The sequence below is a fragment of the Okeania sp. SIO2C2 genome, assembly GCF_010692625.1.
In the GTDB taxonomy this organism is placed as follows: Bacteria; Cyanobacteriota; Cyanobacteriia; order Cyanobacteriales; family Microcoleaceae; genus Okeania; species Okeania hirsuta.
In genome coordinates this window covers 40746-62483 of record NZ_JAAHGM010000006.1, presented here as the reverse complement: position 1 = coordinate 62483, position 21738 = coordinate 40746, and the positions used below count along the sequence as shown (strand labels likewise).

General features: G+C 37.6%; 14 protein-coding genes and 1 pseudogene. 4 read left to right on the top strand and 11 right to left on the bottom strand.

Annotated elements, in window-relative coordinates:
* Positions 1-1310: 1310 nt before the first annotated feature.
* Positions 1311-1433, top strand: coding sequence for a hypothetical protein (locus tag F6K18_RS05580; protein ID WP_275670466.1), 123 nt, complete (start codon positions 1311-1313; stop codon positions 1431-1433).
* Between the two features lie 118 nt (positions 1434-1551).
* Here F6K18_RS05580 and recN read toward each other — a convergent pair whose 3' ends face one another.
* A complete protein-coding gene (recN, locus tag F6K18_RS05575) occupies positions 1552-3333 on the bottom strand; it encodes a DNA repair protein RecN (RefSeq protein ID WP_287519378.1) in 1782 nt (593 codons plus the stop codon).
* Between the two features lie 1991 nt (positions 3334-5324).
* Here recN and F6K18_RS05570 point away from each other — a divergent pair.
* Complete coding sequence (locus F6K18_RS05570) at positions 5325-6668, top strand: hypothetical protein (protein WP_287519377.1); 1344 nt, start codon at positions 5325-5327, stop codon at positions 6666-6668.
* 395 nt (positions 6669-7063) lie between these two features.
* Here F6K18_RS05570 and F6K18_RS05565 read toward each other — a convergent pair whose 3' ends face one another.
* On the bottom strand, positions 7064-8230 hold the full coding sequence (locus F6K18_RS05565; RefSeq protein WP_287519376.1) for a SpoIID/LytB domain-containing protein: 1167 nt from the start codon (positions 8228-8230) through the stop codon (positions 7064-7066).
* Positions 8231-8374: 144 nt separating this feature from the next.
* Between F6K18_RS05565 and F6K18_RS05560 the strand changes: the two genes are divergently transcribed.
* Positions 8375-9316, top strand: a complete 942-nt coding sequence (locus F6K18_RS05560; protein WP_287519603.1) for a ribonuclease Z — start codon at positions 8375-8377, stop codon at positions 9314-9316.
* Between the two features lie 679 nt (positions 9317-9995).
* Positions 9996-11657 (top strand): group II intron reverse transcriptase/maturase, encoded by a 1662-nt coding sequence (gene ltrA / locus F6K18_RS05555; protein WP_287519375.1) that lies wholly within the window; start codon positions 9996-9998, stop codon positions 11655-11657.
* Positions 11658-11975: 318 nt separating this feature from the next.
* Here the strand turns inward: ltrA and F6K18_RS05550 are convergent, their stop codons facing one another.
* The 9 genes and pseudogenes from F6K18_RS05550 to F6K18_RS05510 form a co-directional block, all read right to left on the bottom strand.
* Positions 11976-13742, bottom strand: coding sequence for a hypothetical protein (locus F6K18_RS05550; protein WP_287519374.1), 1767 nt, complete (start codon positions 13740-13742; stop codon positions 11976-11978).
* A 439-nt stretch (positions 13743-14181) separates the two neighbouring features.
* Positions 14182-15459, bottom strand: coding sequence for a hypothetical protein (locus F6K18_RS05545; protein WP_287519373.1), 1278 nt, complete (start codon positions 15457-15459; stop codon positions 14182-14184).
* Between the two features lie 26 nt (positions 15460-15485).
* Complete coding sequence (locus F6K18_RS05540; protein WP_287519372.1) at positions 15486-17087, bottom strand: hypothetical protein; 1602 nt, start codon at positions 17085-17087, stop codon at positions 15486-15488.
* Between the two features lie 127 nt (positions 17088-17214).
* Positions 17215-17541 carry a four helix bundle protein gene (locus tag F6K18_RS05535; RefSeq protein ID WP_287519370.1) on the bottom strand — a complete coding sequence of 109 codons (327 nt, stop codon included), beginning with the start codon at positions 17539-17541 and terminating at the stop codon, positions 17215-17217.
* 411 nt (positions 17542-17952) lie between these two features.
* On the bottom strand, positions 17953-18702 hold the full coding sequence (locus F6K18_RS05530; RefSeq protein WP_287519368.1) for a hypothetical protein: 750 nt from the start codon (positions 18700-18702) through the stop codon (positions 17953-17955).
* Between the two features lie 31 nt (positions 18703-18733).
* Positions 18734-19264: an endonuclease domain-containing protein gene (locus F6K18_RS05525; protein ID WP_287519367.1), complete on the bottom strand. Its 531-nt coding sequence runs from the start codon at positions 19262-19264 to the stop codon at positions 18734-18736.
* An 18-nt stretch (positions 19265-19282) separates the two neighbouring features.
* Positions 19283-19954, bottom strand: a pseudogene (locus tag F6K18_RS05520) (Uma2 family endonuclease).
* A gap of 237 nt (positions 19955-20191) precedes the next feature.
* The gene (locus tag F6K18_RS05515; RefSeq protein WP_287519365.1) at positions 20192-20491 is read right to left on the bottom strand and encodes a hypothetical protein; all 300 of its coding nucleotides are present in this window, start codon (positions 20489-20491) and stop codon (positions 20192-20194) included.
* A 6-nt stretch (positions 20492-20497) separates the two neighbouring features.
* Entirely contained in the window at positions 20498-21730 is a 1233-nt protein-coding gene (locus F6K18_RS05510; RefSeq protein ID WP_287519363.1) for a hypothetical protein, read from the bottom strand.
* Positions 21731-21738: the final 8 nt, after the last annotated feature.

Below are 21738 nucleotides of genomic sequence, written 5' to 3'. Positions count from 1 at the left end.
GGGATTCTTCAGTCATGAAAAAAATGACCGCTGTTTCGTGTGAGGTGATGTCCTCCCCCTGTGTTGACGTTGATAATAACATGCATACCTCCTAGCTTATCAAGGGTATAGGAAGGTTTTATTTGTGGAGATATCCGACTATTGGCCCTAGCTTTCCCATACGACGCTCCCCTTCGGGAGAGCGCGGGACTTCCCGCCAGGGAAGTTAAATATTGCACTCATATCTAACTCCTTTTTGCTGTGATTTAACATCAACAGTCAAATCCTGATTAGCTTTACGGCAAGGTTACTCTAATTCTTGCCATAAATCCGTTTTTACAGGGTTAAACCCTTGCTTAGCAAGGTTCTCAGAAGCTACGAGCAAAGTTTGTAAGAAATGTGGGTAAGGTGAATTCAGTATCTGACCCTACTGAAACTGAACTTTCCGTCTCATTTTCCATTAGGATAATCATAATCTATATAATTTACCCCTCAATCAATAAGCTGAGTACACCCTGAAACTTTCTACATCCAATCGAATTAAACAGTGATTCCTTATATGTAGATTGAGACATTTAGATTGAGCAGTGGGATTAACGGATTTTGGATAATCATGATTTAACTATTTCCAAGATACTACTCTATTGATGATTCCGTTCAATGAGCGAGTCTTTTTTTCATATAAATTTAAGTATATTTACTAAAAGACATAAAATGACCCCCATCACTTCTAACTTCTACTATCCTGTCCCCTCCCGTTGGTCTGTTATCACTTGTTAAGGTAGCTGTAGTGGCCAGCAATGTGCGATTCGTTTCTAGGGGAAATAGCCTAGAGTGTCGGTTTAACAAAAATCCAGAATCTTATGGAGGTTAAAGAATAGTAGAAGGCATACCGACATAACTTGTTCAGTAATCAGGGTGAAAGTCCCTCCCGTCAGAGGATGACGTTATACCAAACCTACCCACATAGAGGTGAATCACCACTCTGGAAGCTGGGATTAGAGAAGAATCAGAGATATACTTACTACATCACACTGCTGCTAGGTAGGTCGTCATGGTTAGCAGAAAGCGAAATCAGCTGAAAAAGTGTCCAAGCCACAGTAAGGAAAGTCAGGAATTGGACTTTGGACAAAAATTGTGTCCGACGAGAATAATTTTCCGGTCCATTGTCTTGGTTTATAACCAATGTCTTAACTAGGGGAAATCGGCGTTGGTAAATTACAGGATGAAATTTGTAGGGGCAATCCCCCAATGATTAACCGGGGTAGGTTACAGATCCCTACCCCAAAATATAAATCATCCCATCAATTACCAACACCAATTTATTGACTGTGGTACAAACTTGTCGTCGTCAGGGGCGTTCTGTCATTGAATTCTTTGAGCAGTCCCTGGTGGCTAGGGTTTTAAGCGATCGCTCATCAAGTCTTTCTCTTATTCCTATTTTGCATACCTGAATCCTTACTATTTAAGTTTACAACTCAACATAATCTACATAATTTTTTTTTGCCCTTTGTTAAAGTCAATTGTTAATATTATTCTATAATGTATTTTTAATAGAACTGATATTATGGATTAAGATTCTCCTCTAGAACTGGAAATAGGTATAGTCAAATTTTGCCGACGTTTAGTAGCAGCTTCAGTTAAAAGAGATTCTGCAAAAGCTATAGCTTCTTGAGCTGGCCTACCACTAGCTAATTGTGCCAACTCTTCCCGCCGTTGATAATTATTTAGATTTTTAACTCTTACTATAGTCCGTACTTCAGAGTTTTGATTATTTAAGTTTAAGTCCATAGTAGATATTTCCTCGACTACTTGTTTACTGACATTAAAGTGATTATCAGCCATTGCAGCTACTATCGGTTGATGGGTTACACAGAGGACTTGATGTTTCCTACTAAGTTGATGTAGTTTTTCTGAAATGGCTCCTGCTACTCTTCCTGAGACTCCAACATCTATTTCATCAAATACTAGAGTACCAGATCCTTCTATTTGAGAAAAACAAGCTTTCAATGCCAATAAAAATCGACTCATTTCTCCACCAGAAGCTATTGAATTTAGAGGTTGTAGTGGCTCACCAGGATTTGGACTGAAGCAGAATGTAATCTGGTCAGCACCTGTAATTGTTGGGGTAGTAGGAGTAATCTCTACCTGAAATTTCACTTTTTCCATAGCGAGGGGTTTTAATTCCTCTACCAAATTTGTCTCTAATTTAGCTGCCGCACTATGACGTTTTAAGCTAAGTTCGCTACATTTATCTTGTAATTGCTTTTGAGTTTCTAAGTATGCTTTTTCGAGTGCTTCAACAGACTCTCCACCATCTTGTAGTTCTTTGAGTTCTGCTTGTATTTTGTCATAATAATTAATAGCTTCTTCTAGGGTTGGACCATACTTGCGACAAATTTGTTTAAGTTCTTGAATTCTTTCTTCTACATCTTCTAATCTTTGGGGATCTGCTTCTAATTCTTCGCCATAACTACTAATTTGTCGGCTAGCTTCAACAACTTGAGATAAAGCTTCATTAATCATTTCCAATATAGGTTTTAATGTGGAGTCGTAGTTTACCATATCGTTTAAGATGGTTTCTGCTTCTCCAAGGAGGTCTGCTGCTGCTGAATTATCTCCTTCATTTTGATATAAAGCTTGATATATTTGATAGCTTTGATGTTGAAGTTCAACTGCATGACTAAGGCGTTGACTTTCTTGTGCTAGTTGTTCTAATTCTTGAGGTTCGGTAAGATTAGATTTATCTAATTCTTGTACTTGGTATTCTAATAAATCTATTCTTTGTAAACGTTTCTGCTCTGACTGGCGACGATTTTCTAATGTTGCTTTGGCTTTTTGAGCTTTTTGATAGGCAATACTTACTGCTTCTCGGCATTGTACTAGGGGATGACTACCATATAAATCTAGCCATTCCCTTTGGAGATTGGGATTTCCTAATTGTAGAGTTTGGCCTTGGGCTGTAATTTCTAATAGGCGGTCACGCAGTTGGTCCATTATTTTGCGATTGACCAGAATACCATTGAGACGAGACCTAGTACGGAGAGAGGTTTGAGCGCAAGTAATTTCACGACTACAGACTACTAATGTACCATCTACTGGATCTATTTCTTGATTTCCTAACCATTCGGCCAGGGATGAGTTTAGCTCAAAGGTTGCTTCTAAGATAGCTCGTTTAGTTCCTGTTCGGATTACACGACGGTCTACTTTTCCGCCTAGAGTTGCATCGAGAGCATCTAGGATAATGGACTTACCAGCACCTGTCTCTCCTGTGAAGACATTTAGACCAGGACTTAATTCTAGGTCTAGATGATCTATAAGGGCAAAGTTATTAATGCGAAGAGATATAAGCATTTATTCAAGGAGGTAATTAAGAAGGAAGAAGGAAGAAGGAAAAAGTGAAGATTAAATGTTTGCACTTTACTTTTATCCTGCTTCGGTCAAACATAATTTTTGAGTTTATGACTTGAATCTTTGACTAAAATTATGCCAGTAAATCCTCTCTTTTCTTGGAGGTATTCTATTCAAGGAAGAAGGAAGAAGTGAAGATTAAATGTTTGCACTTTACTTTTATCCTGCTTCGGTCAAACATAATTTTTGAGTTTATGGCTTGAATCTCTGACTAAAATTATGCCAGTAAATCCTCTCTTTTCTTGGAGGTATTCAAGATAAAATTATAATATAGCAATCCTATTTAAATTGTAATATTTCTGTGGTAGTTAGGAGTCAGGACTCAGGAGTCAGGACTCAGAATTTTCAAGGTTTTTCGTCAATATTAACTATTATAAAAATTCTCACAAATTATTTAGGATTGCTATATAGCCTTTTCATTTGAAATGCGGAGACAGAGTCTTACTCAAAAGGGAACAGGGAACAGGGAACAGGGAACAGTAAAGAAGAAAAAACAGCATTAAATAGTAGCTTTGCACAATAATTAATGGATACTCAAGACAGGATTTTTTGATTATAAAAAAGCTCAATATAGATTTACATCTCATTTTAAAATACTATATATAATTAGAAGAATACATGAATGTTTAATTGGATTAGGGATAATTTTTTTTATTTTGTTTGTTAGTAGAATATCAATTAATAACTCTAGTAATTGTTTATGAGTGAAGAATTATTTAGATTTTCTTGCCTTCTCAATCACGATTGATTTTAATTTGATAAACAATTGACATTGGGTTTATTGTCGGAAATTTCACACTAACTAAGTGGAATTATCTTTTTCAATTATTTCTCTATACTGATGACTATCTCAAAATGCTACTATAAATTTTGAATTTATGACTTAACTATAGCAGTCCTATGTAATATTTCTGTAGTAATCAGGAGTTAGGAGTTAGGAGTCAGGAGTCAGGAGTCAGGAGTCAGATTTATCGAGGTTTTTCGTCAATCTTAACTATTATAAAAATTCTCACAAATCATTTAGGATTGCTATACTAACTCAGTAACTTTTTCCCTAAAAAATTACAATTAAAATAGAATGGCAAGAGATATAAATTAGTCTTTATTTAGCAAGATGAGTTATACATAAACTTGGATCGAGTAAGTAAAATAAATCTCACTCATCATATAGTGTTTTTATTGGAGATTTGAAACTTAGATGAGATTTTTTTACACATAATTTGCCGATATTATATAAACATCCTAAATAGTAAAGGTATATCAAGGAAAGTTGGGTTAAGTTGTTAGGGTGCATCTCAATTTTTAATAAAGCCAAAAACTTATCACTTTTAGGCAACAGGCAACAGGGAATAGGGAATATATAGGAAAAAAGTATTTTTGCAAATATGAGATGCACCCAGTTGTTAGATGTTCCTTTTCAGAATAACGTCTTTTTCATAACCTATTTAAAGTCACTATAACAATCCTAAAGTATTTGTAAAAATTTTCAAATATAGTTCAAAATATTTAAGTTTGATAATTGCTATAAGAGACCGCATTATTGATCTCTATTTGTGTTGTGGCAAAATTACAATTACAGAATACATAATATAAACCAGATAATATAGCGGGAATTTGTTGACTATTTTCACTTTTTGTATTTAGGTTTAAGCCCTCATTTATCACCAATTAGCTGATGACTAAATGAAGTCGGAATCAAGATTGAGTGACTAATAAATAATTAAAAGTATGGATAAAACCGCATCAAACCAGATTTTATCTACCTGGCAACTTCTACATTTTTTGAGGAAAATTTGTCTGGACTAACTTTTCTAATTAGTATAGCGTTTTGATAGCTGACTACTAATAACTGAGAGCTAAATGCTTACTCCTAGATAGATTATTTTTTGTCTATAATTTAAAGTAGATAAGTAAATTAGGTCAGAGGTAATGTTATGACTCCAAATCCTGCGATAATAACAGCCGTGGAGAATTTGGACTACCGTGTTACAGTGGGAGATGTGGTGGCTAAAGCTGGATTAGATGTTAAAGTGGCAGAACAAGGATTATTAGCTTTAGCTACAGATGCTGGTGGTCATTTACAAGTATCAGAAACAGGGGAAATTGCTTATTTATTTCCTAAGAATTTTAGAGGTATTTTAAGGAATAAATTCTGGCGGTTAAGATGGCGAGAATGGTGGGAGAAAGTCTGGCGAGTATTGTTTTATTTGATCCGAATTTCTTTTGGTATTTTGTTGATACTTTCTTTTGTAATTATACTAGCCGCTATTACTATTATTGTGATTTCTCTTAATTCTAGTGGCGATCGAAATGATTCAGGTAGTAGGGGTAACAATTTTGGTGGCGGGATGATGTTTCTCCCTCGGTTTTGGTTTAATTATAATTGGTTTTTGTGGTTTAATTGGGGTTATTACGATCGCCCCTACAGATATCAACGTCAAAGACAAAAATATCATTCTCAAGGTCAAAAAAATGGGATGAATTTTTTTGAAGCTGTGTTTTCTTTTTTGTTTGGAGATGGTAACCCAAATTACAATTTAGATGAGCGACGTTGGCAAGCGATCGCTACTGTGATTAAAAATAATCAAGGGGCGGTAGTTGCTGAACAAATTGCTCCTTATTTAGATGATTTGGGTAAAGGTTATGCTTTGGAATATGAAGAGTATATTTTACCAGTATTAATTCGTTTTAATGGTCGTCCGGAGGTTAGTTCTGAGGGTCAAATTGTTTATCATTTTCCTGAGTTACAAGCAACGGCAAAAGGGTGGAATTCTCAACCTATTTCTGCATTTTTAAAGGAAAAATTTTGGCGGTTTAGTGAGGCAACTTCTGGTCAAATAATGTTAGCAACTGGGTTGGGTGCTGTGAATTTTGTTGGTGCTTTAGTTTTGGGTTCTTTGTTAGAAGATGGTACGGTTGCAGCTCAGTTAGGAGGATTTATTTCTTTTGTTGAAGTTATTTATCCTCTTCTACTGGTTTATGGTGTTGGTTTTTTAGTTTTACCTTTAATTCGTTATTTTTGGGTACAATGGCGTAATGGTAAAGTTGAGGCACGGAATCAACAAAGACAAAAAAGAGTTATTACTTTGAATCATAGCGATCGTCAGTTAAAACAGAAAATTGAATATGCTAAAAAATTTGCTAGTGAAACTATTATTGGTTGCGAAAGTTTAGCATATACAACTGAAAAGAGTATCCTAGAACAGGAAGCTGAACAAGCAGATAAAATTGATGCTGAATGGCAAAAAAGATTAAATCAATCAGATGCTAAGGAATAATTTATGTACTTTATTAAACTGAAAATACCTGTGAATATAGAATTATCATATAAATCTAAGCTGAAAAAAGATTGTTTGAGAATAAGCTAATCAATAAAATCATAGATATACCTACATCAGGAGTATTTTTGTATTTCAACAGCTTTAATTAAACCAATCTAACTCTTTTATTTTTAGTAAAATCTAGGTTTTTGAGATTTATTTACTTAACAGTAGAAGTAGAATTTATTGACTTAAGTAGGTAGGCACGAAAAAAACTAACTATGTAACAAAAAGTAAAGTGGCTCTAAAAGTTCTTCCCTTATGCCTTTTGGCCTTTGTCTCCTGCCTTCATCTAACAATAAATTTTAACGTCTACCTACTTAGATTTAGAAAATAATGTCTAAACTTTAATTTTAACGTACATCAATTCTTGCTAAATTTGCACCCTGGTAATAGTACAACAAAATCTGCTGGTAATTATATCCGTTCCGAGCTAAATTATAAGCTCCCCATTGACTCATTCCTACAGCATGACCAAAACCTTTTCCAGTAATTTTGAAACTGCTGGGAATTTGTTGGCCTTCATCCTTATTAGGACTAACTATAAATCTGGTACTTTTTAATCCCAGAGCTGCTGTAATATCTGTACCTTGAAGAGTCTTAACTCCTGCATCCCCTAAAACTTTTATCGTAATCACACTATTGTGAGGAGTAGTAGTCTGAGGTGTCATAGATATAATATTTCCTACACCTGATATTCGCTGTTTCAATTCTGCTTGAGTAAATGACTCTGTCCATTCATAAACTGGGGCATCTTGATCGAAGTCAGGAACTGCACGGAGGTAAGGAAGTGGATTTGACCACACATCTTCTACATTTTCTGTGTGGCCTCCAGAGGATGAATGGAATAAAGCTAAAATAATTTGACCATTGTAGGTAAGCACTTGACCTTTAGTGGCATCAACAGCAGCATAAGTACCTGGAGACTCTGTTTTAATTCCTTGATATACTTGCCATAGTTGGTCATTGCCTAAGTCGTAGAAATTATTACTATTTTCTTGACGCTTATTCAAAGCATAGGAGCGGGCCGCAACTGCTTGGGCTTTTAAAGCTGCTTGAGGCCAGTTGCCATTCATTTCTGCTCCAATAACACTATATAGATATTGTTCTATATCAATGTAATTGATCGCTGTAACTCCTGATTTGCTAGGGATAATGTGAGTACGTCCACGATACCACTGATCGCCTATCCATACATAACCTTCTCCTTTGGGTTCGATCCACATTTGACCAGATACCCAGTTTGCCAAAGCAACTTTTCCTGATTTTAATTCGGCGACAAAACCTTTAGTTGGCTGTAGTTCCCCAATAGCTCTACCAGCACCATCTCTAATGGTAGCATTTGTGGAACTTCCTACTTTAACTTCTTTTGCCCCTTCTTGAATGGCAATTCGCAAGACTAAGGAAGCTTGGGCAGGGGCGATCGCTAGTAACCAGAATAGAATAGATGTCCAAAAGTAGTGTTTTAGTGGTTTAATGGAACGATTAATAACTGAAATAAATAGCAATCCAGAACTCATCAGATTTTAGATTTTATATTTAACTTTAAGGTTAACTAATGTAGGCAAAAGCCAGAATAAATCTCACAGGGTAAAATTAGAAAATAATTATCACTGTGGATATACTTATCATATTTTTTTAGTTTATTGAGGAAGTTTGAAGTTTTGCAGGTAACTTTTCTAGGAACTAGCTCTGGTGTCCCGACGCGGTCGCGTAATGTTTCGAGTGTTGCTTTACGCTTGCCTCAACGGGGTGAATTATGGTTGTTTGACTGTGGGGAAGGAACTCAACATCAGTTTCTCCGCAGTGAACTTAAGGTCAGTCAACTGACTCGTATTTTTATTACTCATATGCACGGCGACCATATTTTCGGTCTGATGGGGTTATTAGCTAGTTGTGGTTTGGGGGGCAATGTGAAAAGTATTGATTTATATGGCCCCCCTGCTCTGGAGGATTACTTGCAAGGTTGTATTCGATATTCTCAAACTCGTTTGGCTTATCCTATGAAGGTTTACCAATCTAGACCTGGTGTAATTTATGAGGATGATGAATATATTGTTAGCTGTGGTTATTTAAAACATCGGGTTCCTGCTGTTGGTTATCGGGTAACAGAAAAGGACCGACCGGGACATTTTGATGTGGAAAAGGCTAAGGCTTTGGGTATTCCTCCTGGTCCTATATATGGCAAGTTAAAACGGGGTGAGTGGATTACTTTGTCTGATGGACGGAGAATTAGTGGGGCTGATTTATGTGGATCCCCTCAGATTGGCCGGAAGTTTGTTTATTGTACTGATACTGTTTTTTGTGATGGGGCGGTGGAACTGGCACAGGATGCAGATTTACTTGTTCACGAGGCTACTTTTTCTCATCGGGATGCTGATATGGCTTTTCAAAGATTACATTCTACTTCGACTATGGCTGCACAGGTAGCTTTGGCCGCAGGTGCTAAACGTTTGATGATGACTCATTTTAGTCCTAGATATGCTCCTGGGAATCCGATTTTGTTGGATGATTTGCTACAGGAGGCCCGTGCTATTTTTCCTAATACTGATATGGCTTATGATTTTTTGAGTTATGAAATTCCTAGATTTGATGAGGTTTCTTAGTTATAGCAGAAGGAAGAAGAAAGAAAAAAGAAGGCTTTAGTTATCTAGGAGAGAAGGGTTCGTGCGACCTGAAAAGGCCACTTGAATTGGGACTCCTAGTTCCCTGGAGATTTCCACCTCCGGTCCTCACGGAAAAGACTCCCTTAGAGTCCGGTCACTTTTAAAGTAAGTAATGAAATAGAAGGAATGCAGGCCCCGAAAGTAGCCGAAGCTGCTAGGAATTAAGCGGTTAGGAGCAAAAGAGGGAAAGAGAAGGAAGGATGAACATAGACTAAGTTGTTGATTAAACTGCGTCATCTCTAAATCAGCCAAATTATTCCTGACAGGCTGAAGCCAAAAGGCATAGAGGAAGGTCTGAACGCTCAACGCTCGCTCAGGCGTGGAAACATAAATCCTCTCGCAGAATAGACAACCATCCTAACCAACTCAGAAACTTTAAGTGACACAACAGGGTAAGCCCTACAGGGTCTTAGGAAAGGTCGATAATCCTAAGTAGGTCGGAGGTAACGAAGACGGAACTCCCTGGAGGGTAAAAGATGAGAGAAAAAGCAAAGGCTGACTTGTAATGAGCTAGATAGGGGTTCAAAATTTGCCCCTGACCGAAAGGAAAGCAGACTTCTCTTGGGTCTTACACGAAAGAGACAATGAACAAAGAAACCCAACGGAGATAAAAGTTAAGATGTCAAGCGCAAGCCTGATAAATGGAGTCAACGGACAGTTTACGGATTGGAGCCAGATTAACTGGAAGAAAACCCGTAAAATTGTTAGGAATTTAAGACAAAGAATCTTTCGTGCCCGAAAGCTTGGTCAGTGGAAGCAATTGAGAAGATTGCAGAAACTGTTAATAAGGAGCAGGTCAAACTTATTGCTAAGTGTCAGACAAATTACTCAGGTTAACACCGGAAAGCAAACAGCAGGAATAGATAAGGAGGTCATCAATACTCCTGCACAGCGAGTAAAACTTGTTAATGAATGGGAAATGCCAAAGGCAATGCCCACCAAACGAGTTTATATTCCCAAAACCAATGGCAAGAAACGTCCTTTAGGAATCCCAACCATAAGGGATAGAGTCGCACAAGCAATAGTTAAGAACTCACTAGAACCTGAATGGGAAGCCGTGTTTGAGGCCAACTCGTATGGATTCAGACCCGGAAGAAGCTGTCATGATGCCATCGAACAATGTTTTATTAAACTAAGACATGGGGACAGATGCGTCAATCACAAATGGGTTCTAGATACTGATATCAAAGGATTCTTCGACAACATTGCTCATGAGGCCATCAACAATCTGATAGGTTCAGCACCATGTAGTGAACTCACCAGAGGATGGCTAAAAGCTGGATTCATCTATCAGGATCAATTCACCCCGGCCGAAACAGGTACGCCTCAAGGTGGTGTGATAAGTCCGTTATTAGCAAATATCGGATTGCACGGGTTAGAAACATACATCAAAGAGATTAACCCAAAGCTAGGCATCATCAGGTACGCCGACGATTTTGTTGTCACCTCCAAAGACAAGGAATCACTTGAGACCGTACTTATCCAGATACAGCAATGGTTAATACAAAGAGGATTGGAAATCAACGCCGAGAAGACCAGGATAGTAGATATTGAAGACGGATTCAACTTTCTGGGGTTCAATCTACGTCAGTATAACGGTAAATTGTTAATTAAACCTCAGAAAGACAAAGTGTTGGCATTTTGCCAAAAGATAGGTCAAATCCTATCTAGCATGAAAACCAGCACCCAAGAAGAAGTCATCAAGAAGTTAAACCCCCTTCTCAGAGGTTTTGCCAACTATTATAGAGGAACAGTTAGTAAAGAAACCTTTAGCTACATCAAGAACAGGGTGTGGAAATACCTCTGGCGTTGGGCTACAAGAAGGCATCCCAACAAAGGTAAAAGATGGGTTAAAGACCGTTATTTCCAATGGTGTCAAGGGAACAATTGGACATTTAAGTGCCAAGGAGCTGGGCGGAAAGGAAAGGAAAAATCTTACATCCTTTACGACATCAGTAAAACTCCAATCATTAGGCATATTAAAGTTAAAGGCACAGCCAGCCCAGATGACTCCACCCTCCGAGATTATTGGGATAATCGAAACACCAAAAACGGTAAATTAACATGGGCAAAAGGTTCCAAATACGAACAAGTAGCCAAATTCCAAAACTGGAAATGCCCCGTTTGTGGAGATAACCTATTTAACGGAGAAGAAATCGAAACCCATCATATCAAACCTGTGAAGGAAGGTGGCTCTAATGACAAAGAGAATCTAATCCACTTGCACAAAGCGTGCCATAAACAGGTTCACTCAAAAATCCAAGTTAAAGGCTTGAAGTAAGGCTTGAGCCGTGTGATGGGAAACTGTCACGCACGGTTCTTAGGGGAGGAGAGGAAGGTGACTTCCGAACCTTACCCGCTATTAATGGATAATGGATAATTACAAGAAGGTTAAAACCGTTACGGAATTGAATATAAGGAAGTATTATTTCTTTTTTCCCCTTAAAATGGGGAGGCTTTAAACCAGAATTATTTAATTATTAATTATTAATTATTAATTATTAATTATTAATTATTAATTATTCGGTAAATATTGAAAAAAAGGGAAAAATGATAGATATAGTTATCTAAAATGAATTAGAGCAGCTATTTTTCAGCCTTAGTTATTGCGATGTTCGACAAGAAATTCTGTTGTTTTTCCGTTTTGTCGGATAGGCTTCTTAATGGTGTCCCATCGACCTTCCCAAGCAGGTACTGCTGTGCGATTTAAGAACGCAGGTTTTTTTTCTTTGGCATGATCCTCATCTTGGATATTTTCCTGATCTTGGATATTTTCATTTTTCCTTTTTTCCTGGATTTTTTCATATGTGAAATTGCTATTAATATTATCCCATTCTTCAACGAGTTGGTCCTTACCTTTGTTAAATTGCCTAACAAAACCACTAACACTCGGAAGTAGAGTTTCTCTAAACTCTTCCCAATCATAGGAATTGCCATAATTGAAATATTCATTGAACATATAAATACGCCCTAAAAATTTTAGGTTATTATTCAAAATATATTCAACGTCATCACTTTTAAGTTTCTCTAAGCTTTTTTTTAGCTCCAGTTTTATATTAGTATCGTTTATACTGAATATCACATCTCCAAGAGATCCCTTAAACCATAGCGGAGTCAAATCTTTCAATGCATAGTGAAAGTGCAGAAACTCTGGATTTGCTACACATGATTTCAGCACATCCGCATCTATCTCACCTTGCATAGCCATTATCATTTCTTGAAGTTCTCCTTGTTTTTCCTCGCTTAAAACTCCCAGCGCTCCTGAAATTAACTTATGTATAGTTACATACATGGCACTTTTAAGTTGCGAAGGATCATTACTAATTTCTTTTGTGTCTTGGACTGTATTACTTTTCATTCCTGAGTCTTCAAATAAGATATTTTCTATCCATTCAGGGGTCTTCGATTTGTTCCAGAACAATTGTGCCTCTGATATCGGCTCCTTTATTTTTGTCGTCAACAGCTTGGCTTTGAATTTATCTAATTCTTCGATCTTTTCTCCCTCGCTTCTATAATTCAAAGCTTTCTCAAGTATTTCTCGAATACTGACCAACCAAAACCAATATCTATGCCATATTGGGATATTGTTATCTTGTCGTTGCTCTAGATAATCATCATTTAGATATCGTTGCTTCCAGTTGTCATCGAGATGTTTATATTGTGTTTTAATAGATTCTATCTTCTTATTTCTCCATCTGTTTAGAAAATCATCTTTGGATGAAGCGATCACCCTAAACCAGGCTTTTGGTTCTTTTATATACATTGAATACCATACGTAGGTGTTCAAGCTCATTGGATGATTGAGTTGGGAACTGGGCAATCCACCATGCTTCTTGCTTGGACTCAACATTACGCCCTGTAAATGTTCTTGTACTTTTTCATTATCGAGAGTGTTGATTTTTTTCCTCTGAGCAATAACACGTTCCAGATTAGTGTCTTCATCCCAATTATGAAAATTTAATTCCTTCAAAAGGCCTGTTTGTAATATGTATTTAATTCTTGTTTCCTTTATTTCTTCTTTTATTTCTATGAAATATTTGATGTTTGTTTGTGTCTCTAAAAATCCCTTTATACTTTCAACACATTTTCCCAGCGTGGGTTCCTCTCTGACAAGTTGATCCAGTGTAGCCATGAGAGTAGCTTTAAATTGGTTAGCCTCCTTAGCATTGTCAAACGTTAAAATAGGTGAGACGAGTTCGAGCGTGTAATCTGCATCTGTTTCTATTTTCCAATCATTTCCTTTGTGTTTGATTGTGCAGACCTCAATATGAGTGAAGCTTAGAATTTCACTATCATGAGTGCAAAATTCAACTTCGATGCCAAATGTTTCGTTAATTTGTTCAATTCGTTCTCCAACTTTACCCATTGTCTTACTCCTTTCTTGATTGAATAATACCATTTTGAAAAAAGAATGTTACGAATAATAAGCACCATAAAAAGACTTTCAGATAAAGTCTGTTTCACGAAAAAGGTAATTTATATTATGTCCGGATGATTAAGTATAATAAAAATGTTCTACTCTAAATGTTGAAGAAATATCTCACATTTTTACTCTGTTTCCAGTGTTCCCTGTTGAATTTACACCTACCATCTAATACCTACCACCTACCACCTACCACCTACCACCTACCACCTAAAAATTTTATTATCACTAATTAAGCGGACATGATATTACAACATCAAAAATGGTATTAAATCTATCCATTCTGCATTCTAAATTCTAAATTCTAAATTAGAATAAATACCCTAAATATTTGTAGCAAACATTTATCAATTTGGTATAACTTTAGCAGTTTCAATGTTTACTAGAACCAAGCGTCTACAGGTATCAGAACTTCATTGTCTTTTAAGGATGAAGCCGTTTTCCCAGTTGTCGGCGATTTCGGTGTTGCCAATACCTGGGGCATCAAATCACGATCGCCTTGTGGTTCTGATGCCTCCAACTCCAATGGCACACTTATTTCTTTAGCTTCCAAGGTTTCTTCCTGTACTTTTTCAACGTTATGCTCATTTGGGGTAGGCTCTGGGACTGTCATTTGCTGCACCTTCCGATCCAACAACCGATCGAACTCATCAAACCTCATCTCCAATGCCAAATCCACAGTCCCCTGATCAAAATCAGTCGTATGAGCCATATTTTTGCCCATTTGGTCAAAAACAGCATGGGAACGGGACATTGGCACAGGTTCTGGCTCCGCTTGTTGCTGAGGTGGGGTAGGAGTAGCCGCTTGTCCTTGATCAAAAATATCGTGGGGATGGGATGTAGGTGCTGGTGCTGCTTCTAGTTTTGCTGGTGGTGAAGTGGGAACTACCTGCTTTTGTTCAGCATCGTAGGTTTTCTCCCCATTCAGAATCGCTTGTAAATCCTCAGCAAAGGCTTGTGCATCAGATAATTCTTCCTTAGAAAGGTTTTCCTCAACCCTGGTAGATTGTTTTACGGGACGAGTAGATTTTAACGGCATTTCTGAAGGAGAAACAACAGTTGCTTTAACTGGCTGTACTTCCGTTAGGTTCGAGGTAACTTCTTCATTGACCTGAACTGACTGTACCTCTATTGGTTTCGGAGTAACTTCTTGTTCAACTACAGGTTGTACAGGAGTTTCTGATTGGGGAGTTATTGACTTACTAACAGGCGTAACTTCTTTATCTACCTCAAAAGCTTCTACTTCAAAAGGCAAACTTTCATCTTCTAACTCTGAAGCAAAAGATTTAGAATTAGAAAATGACCTCACCTCTGGGGTGGCTGTGGGAAGATCATCAGTATCGTGCTGTAGTTGAATCGCTTCCCCAAAATCGAAGGCTCGTACTTCCACTTCAAAAGGCAAACTTTCATCTTCTAACTCTGAAGCAAAGGATTTAGAATTAGAAAATGACCTCACCTCTGGGGTGGCTGATGGGAAAGCATCACCATCGTACTGTAGTTGAATCACCTTACCAAAATCAAACGCTCGTGCTTCTTCCCGTGTGCGTTTCCGTTTCTTGGGCGAGGGTTGGTGAGATTTTTGTTCAGAGGTTTTATTGACCAGAATTCCTTGTCCTAGAGCAAATAGACGATTATTTGGTTGTTTGTTATTGTTTTTCATTGTTAATTACCTAATTTTTAAATGATTCAGTGATTAAATGGGCGTTGTTGTTCATTAGAATCAGGAATATCAGATAAGCTCAATTTTTGACTATTTTCTGGTCTAAAATGAATCTCGATACGACGAAGAAAGTTAACCAGGCAACTAATTAAGGAAATGAAATTTATGCCAGTGCGGAATAATAAAGCATTCAATCTAAAGTAAAATTCTGCTAAGGTATTGGAATCCAATTTGTTCTCTAATAATTTAGAAGTTGGAGAAATAGTAGGAGTTGCAACTTTTATATCAGTTGCTGGAGTTGCAGCATTGGCAGTGTTTGAAATTAAATTATATTCTACTAACTCCTGAACTTCTGAAACTTCTGAGTTCCTGAGTTCCTGGTCAAACTCCTGAACTTCTGAAACTTCTGAGTTCCTGAGTTCCTGGTCAAACTCCTGAACTTCTGAAACTTCTGAGTTCCTGAGTTCCTGGTCAAACTCCTGAACTTCTGAAACTTCTGAACTCCTGAACTCCTGGTCAAATTCCTGAACTTCTGAAACTTCTGAACTCCTGAACTCCTGGTCAAATTCCTGAACTTCTGAAACTTCTGAACTCCTGAACTCCTCTTCCAAAGCACAGTCAAATTCATCGAAGAGTTGTTGTAATTCTAAATCGTCTTGTTTTTGGGAAACAGAATTATACTGATTAACTTGTTCCTCTTGGTCTAAAGTCTGGTCAAATTCATCAAAAAGTTTTTCTAGTTCAATTGTACCGAAATCAAAGGTAGTAGCATACGCCATATTTTTGCCCATCTGATCGAAAATAGCATGGGGGTTATGGCGATCGCTTTTCAATTCTACTTGAGGAGATATTGATGTAGGATTTGTTTCTACTTGATTGTTATTAAGTTCGGCCAGAAGAGCAGGAATATCTTCTTTTTCCAGAGGCTCGAATTTTGTCTCACTTTCAGGTCTTAAAGTAGCAGCTTCAGATAAGGAATTTTCACTTTCTTGAGTTATATCTGCTGAAATTTCCGAGTGAGAAACCACCTTTTCTGCTACAGGAGATAACTCTGGTTCAGAAACTTCAACCTCCAATTTATCAACTTCCCACTTTTCTTCTGGGATAGAAACTGCTGTTTTTGGGGGTGTAGAAATTGGGAAAACTTCATTATTATATTGCAGTTCAATAGGTTCACCTGTGTCAAAAATTTGAGATTTAACCCAACTACGTTTTGATTTTGGTTTTTGTTTTTTGGGTTGAGGCTTTTGTCCTAAGAGTTCTTGTTCCAGTGCTAATAGTCGATTATTACTGGGAGAAAGTAAGCGATCGCCTATTTTATTATTCTGTTTGGCCTTGAAATTTTGCCCCCTAGATGTTGTTTTTTGGGCCTTTTTCCTGCTATATCGTCTTAAAAGTTCTTGTTCTAATTCTAGTAGTCGATTATTGGTGTGCCGTTTTTTACGGGAATTAGGCAATTCAGTTAATTTTGCCCTCCTATCCCCATTACTAGCTATAACAGTTTCGTCTTTCTTCAGATTGGCCATATCCCGCCTACATTGACCCATCTTAGCCAATCGCTTCTTTTCCAGCAACTCTTGTTCGAGTGCTAGTAAGCGATTGTTACTGGGTGGTCGGTAATTAGGCATTTTTTTTGTTAGGATTTCTGGGAAGTTCTAGGGAGTTCAGGAGTTCAGGAGTTAGAATTGAGAATAGATTTTGAATTAGGCATTTTTTTTGTTAGGAGTTATGGGAAGTTCTAGGGAGTTTAGGAGTTCAGGAGTTAGAATTGAGAATAGATTTTGAATAACGAATTAGCAATCTACTGACTTCTTCAAGCTGGGACATTAAGGAAGTGCTATCTCCATAGTTAAGGTCTTTGACAAGAATTAGATAATAACGACACTCTTCTAAAGAACCTTGTGCAATATTGAAAAACCTTAACTTATCGGGGCTTGTCCTTTTTTTAAATCCTTCTGCTATATTAGCAGGAACAGAAACTGCTGCACGTCTCAATTGGGAAGTTAATCCATACATTTCTGATTTAGGAAAATTACTTCTAAAATGATAAATATTTAAAACAAGCTGTTCAGCAATTAACAATGAACAATTAATAATTAATAGTTACCCCTTCTTAAAACGGATAGGATTGACTAAAAGGAATTTTTTTGATTTATCCCCTATCCAAGGGGAGGCTTCAGACCTGAATTATTGAATGAATAATTAATTGACCATCAACTCTTAATTATTAATTATTAACTATTAATTATTAATTATTCGGTGAGCTTTTTGCCAAACAATCAAATCTTGAAAACTTTTCGCCGGTTCTCTATTCATATTTCCATTCCTTAAAGTTCTAAACTCCTAAATTTCCCTGAATTTCCTTGAACTCCCCTCAACTCCTGAACTTCTGAACTTCTGAACTCCTGAACTCCTGAACTTCCCTGAACTCCTGAACTCCTGAACTCCTGAACTCCTGAACTTCCTTGAACTCCTGAACTTCCCTGAACTCCTCTAATTCTTCAAATTCATTGTAACAATGGCATAAGGATCGAGAGCTACTTTTAGTTGGTTTGATACTCCTTGAATTTGGTCTTCATCTACTTGAATTTGCAATTCATTTTGATTTGCCGATACTATCTCTACAGGTTGGTCATTGATGACAGCTACAGGAAAATCATCTAGGGAAGAGGCGATCGCTAAATTATCGCCTTCAAGGGTTAAAATGGCTTTACCGGGAACAGATTTTGCAAAACTCACCTTAGAAACTCTGGGAGCCTGCTTTCTCCGGCGAGACTGATTAATTAGGTCAGCTAGGTTCTTATAGTCTATTTTTTGGTCGGTTACTTGTTCTAAATCGACTTTATGGTCTTCTACAGTTCGTCGTAAGTCTTCTGCTGATGTAATACCTAGTTTTTTGAGTTCTTTCCATGCTGGTTCTGGTAAATTAGTTTCTTCGATAGAAATATCATCATGAGTAAGGGGTTCTTTGGTGACTTCTCGAATTTGGTGGTCTCGAATAGAACCGAGTTGTAGTGACACTTTAGATGCTCCTGTTTCTCCAGGTTTTGCGGTGGTAAAGCGTACTTTATCCCCGTCGTATTCTGGAAAGATTTGCAAGTCCAGGGCGACATCTTTAACAGTGTAGGTCAATTTTCGATTCAATCTCTTGACAGAAAGGGTGTCCTGTGCTTTATCCAACTCAAAGATTAGGGAGTTGAGGAAAGATTCTAAATTCCAGGGACGGTTGCTTTTGGTAACCATTGTTTTAAGGTGTTTGGAGGAGTTTAGTGATTTAGCCCCCTAAATCCCCCAAGTTTGGGGGACTTTGAAATCTTGTTCCCTCCACAATTGGAGGGCTAGGGGGGCAAGGACTTTCAATTCTTGTTCCCTCCACAATTGGAGGGCTAAGGGGGCAAGGACTTTGAAATCTTGTTCCCCCCAGCATTGGGGGGCTAGGGGGGCTGAGAGCGAATTGCCTAATCTCTGCTAAAACTTTCGGCAAATCATTCATCACCTGTTCATTTTTGAATCTCAGCACTTTACAGCCATATTCTGCTAATTTAGAAGTCCTTGCATCATCGTATTCAGTCTGGCTAGCGTGAATTTCTCCATCAACTTCCACAGCCAATTTACAAGAAGGACAATAGAAATCTAGAATAAAATTGCCTATAGGATGCTGACAGCGAAAGCGTAATCCTTCAAGTTGCTTATTGCGTAGTGCTGACCACAAACGAGCTTCTGCTGGTGTCAGATTGTTTCTGAGTTTCCGTGCAGCTTGTTCTATTTCTGGAGTTGTGCCACGAATTCTGTAGTTATTCTTCACTTTCTGCAATGCTCTCTTTCAATTCTTGACCAAATCTTGATGTTCTGGACTATTTAATCCCTCCTGTAAAGTTGATAAGACTTGAGCCAAATCTCCTGTGATTAAAGCTGCTTGAGCTAACCATAATCCGGGGAAATATTCACTACAAATAATACCTTGTTCATTGGTTTGAAGTTTAATATATTTACCTTCTCTTAAGCGAAACCAATCAACTTCTTTGTCATAAACACGCCAGACTAAATATTCTTGAACTTGATTACGTCGGTAGGCTTTTAATTTATCATGTAAATCAATAGAAGCAGTGCTAGCTGCAATTTCTACGATTAATTCTGGCGCACCTTCTACATAGCCATCTTCGCTAATGGTTGATTGTCCATTTTCAGTAATTCTGAGTAAAGCATCAGGTTGAAGTTCATTTTCGGCATCAAGTCTAACCGTGCAATTATCCCCTACTTCAACTCCTGGTGTGGCTGACCAATATGTGCCTAACTAAGTCATAATAAGAGCATGGGGTTCTGCGTATTGAGTAAATCTTAAGGGTGATGCCATATAAACAATTCCTTCGATTAATTCGGCTTTTTTGACATGAGGCATCTGTTCATAACGTTGTTCAAATTCAATGCGCGTTAGTTGATCCCCATTTTCAAGAGGTGGAATTGTTTTTGTTGGTGTTAGAGTGGTTTGAGACATGGTAATTACCTTATGTAGTTTTTGTAGGTTGGGTTGAGGGACAAAACCCAACAAAACTCAATCAATATAATAGTTAGTGTTGGGTTTCACTTTGTTCTACCCAACCTACTTTTTACACCAATGCCCCCTAAATCCCCCAATCCTGGGGGACTTTCAAATCCATCTCCCCCCAAAGTTGGGGGGCTGGGGGGCAAAAAACAGTAGAAATTTGGCAAATATAACTTTTCAGACATCCTCTTACTCCCCATCGAGTTCCACCGTTAGTCTCATGCGATGAAATACTGGCATAATTGTAGTCTCGGTACTTTGGGTAGGTGCATTACTCTTAAGAGTTGTTGTTCCATCGTCTTCCACTAAAACCTTAATTTCCACTGGCATATCAACCTTTACTTTCTCAATAATCATGGCTTGATTGGAAAAGGGATCTTCAAGGGGTTCGCCGTAGTCAACGAGTTGTTGTACCATGTCGGCGAACGGGATGAGAATTTCGTTATCTTCTGATTCTCTAGTTTCTATGGGGTTAGGTTCGTTGTCCATTATTCACTACTTATCTTTGGGTTGGAGGTTGACGGGATAAACAGGAGTTGGTTGATCAAAAATGACTTTCATGCCGTTCAGGAGGACAGGTTCGCTGGATAAGGCAGTGGTAAAGCTAGATTGACTAGGAGGGAAAAGACTTTTTGATGATGAAAGCGTTGATGATGCTGTTGGAAGTGCTTGGGGGGTATAAATGTGGAGTTGCCCGGCTCCTTGTGCATATATCTGGCTAACAACATTTACTCCGGTTATGTCATGTTTTGTAACTTTGTCGTCTTTCAGAGAATTAAAATTGCTATTTGTCTTAATAAGCAAAGCACTATGCGAGTCATAAGCCTTGCTTCCGTCGTTGAAATGTATTTCTCTTCCTGTATTTTCAGTTGTTTTCTTATTAAGGCTTGTGAGGCCATCACAGTTAAAAACATAACCACCGTTGCGAACAACAATTGCATCTAAATCAATAGACATTCCGCAGGATGGTATCAACTGAATATCAACAATGCCATCGCTTGTACCCTTTTGATACTCTCTTGATTTTTTCAGACGTTTTTGATCATGATCGAGGCAAAGTTCTAGCCCAAATCTAATCCCTTTCATATCAAATATGGAAGTTCCAGCAAAGTAAGAATCAGATAATTCATTTCTCTCCTGATTAACTGTTAACGGATAAATAACTCGTTCTAATACAAGACCCTTACCAGTTATGTTATTTGCTTGGATAAAATCTATGCCTGATTTTAATTCTTTCATAACTACACGTGCGTAATTATGTGCGTCCTCAAATTTTTCAAATCCTCCCTGTTGAACCAAGGTGAAATTGTAAATCTCCTTATCTTTACTTTCGTCAATTTCCTCCCGTTTACGTTTTTTTCCAGTAATAGTTGGAGAAGAAAATCCGACAATTGAACCAAATACAAATATCCAGTCTTGCCACTTTTTATCCTTAACTAGTTTCTGTAAATCTTCGACTACCTTGTGGACTTTGGGCATTGCATAAGCACCTCTTGAACCTCGAAAAAAGAACTCTGGAATCATGAATATTTTTAATGTTTGGTTCTGTTTCTGACTATTATTATAGGCAATATCTATAGCTGTTTTCACTAAAGCAACTCTCTGCTTAATATCCATCAAAGCATCTTGAAGTCCCAGATATTTTTGCTTCCAATTCGTCCCATTCCACTCGGCTTTTGGTGCTGTATTTATACAATAGGCAATAAACTGGACATGGTCATAATTCATTGCTTTTT

Bases quoted from the DNA above. Each gene is read 5' to 3' on its own strand.
- recN (WP_287519378.1), bottom strand. From the start codon at position 3,333: ATGCTTATATCTCTTCGCATTAATAACTTTGCCCTTATAGATCATCTA.
- F6K18_RS05570 (WP_287519377.1), top strand. From the start codon at position 5,325: ATGACTCCAAATCCTGCGATAATAACAGCCGTGGAGAATTTGGACTAC.
- F6K18_RS05565 (WP_287519376.1), bottom strand. From the start codon at position 8,230: ATGAGTTCTGGATTGCTATTTATTTCAGTTATTAATCGTTCCATTAAA.
- ltrA (WP_287519375.1), top strand. From the start codon at position 9,996: ATGTCAAGCGCAAGCCTGATAAATGGAGTCAACGGACAGTTTACGGAT.
- F6K18_RS05550 (WP_287519374.1), bottom strand. From the start codon at position 13,742: ATGGGTAAAGTTGGAGAACGAATTGAACAAATTAACGAAACATTTGGC.
- F6K18_RS05545 (WP_287519373.1), bottom strand. From the start codon at position 15,459: ATGAAAAACAATAACAAACAACCAAATAATCGTCTATTTGCTCTAGGA.
- F6K18_RS05540 (WP_287519372.1), bottom strand. From the start codon at position 17,087: ATGCCTAATTACCGACCACCCAGTAACAATCGCTTACTAGCACTCGAA.
- F6K18_RS05530 (WP_287519368.1), bottom strand. From the start codon at position 18,702: ATGGTTACCAAAAGCAACCGTCCCTGGAATTTAGAATCTTTCCTCAAC.
- F6K18_RS05515 (WP_287519365.1), bottom strand. From the start codon at position 20,491: ATGGACAACGAACCTAACCCCATAGAAACTAGAGAATCAGAAGATAAC.
- F6K18_RS05510 (WP_287519363.1), bottom strand. From the start codon at position 21,730: ATGAATTATGACCATGTCCAGTTTATTGCCTATTGTATAAATACAGCA.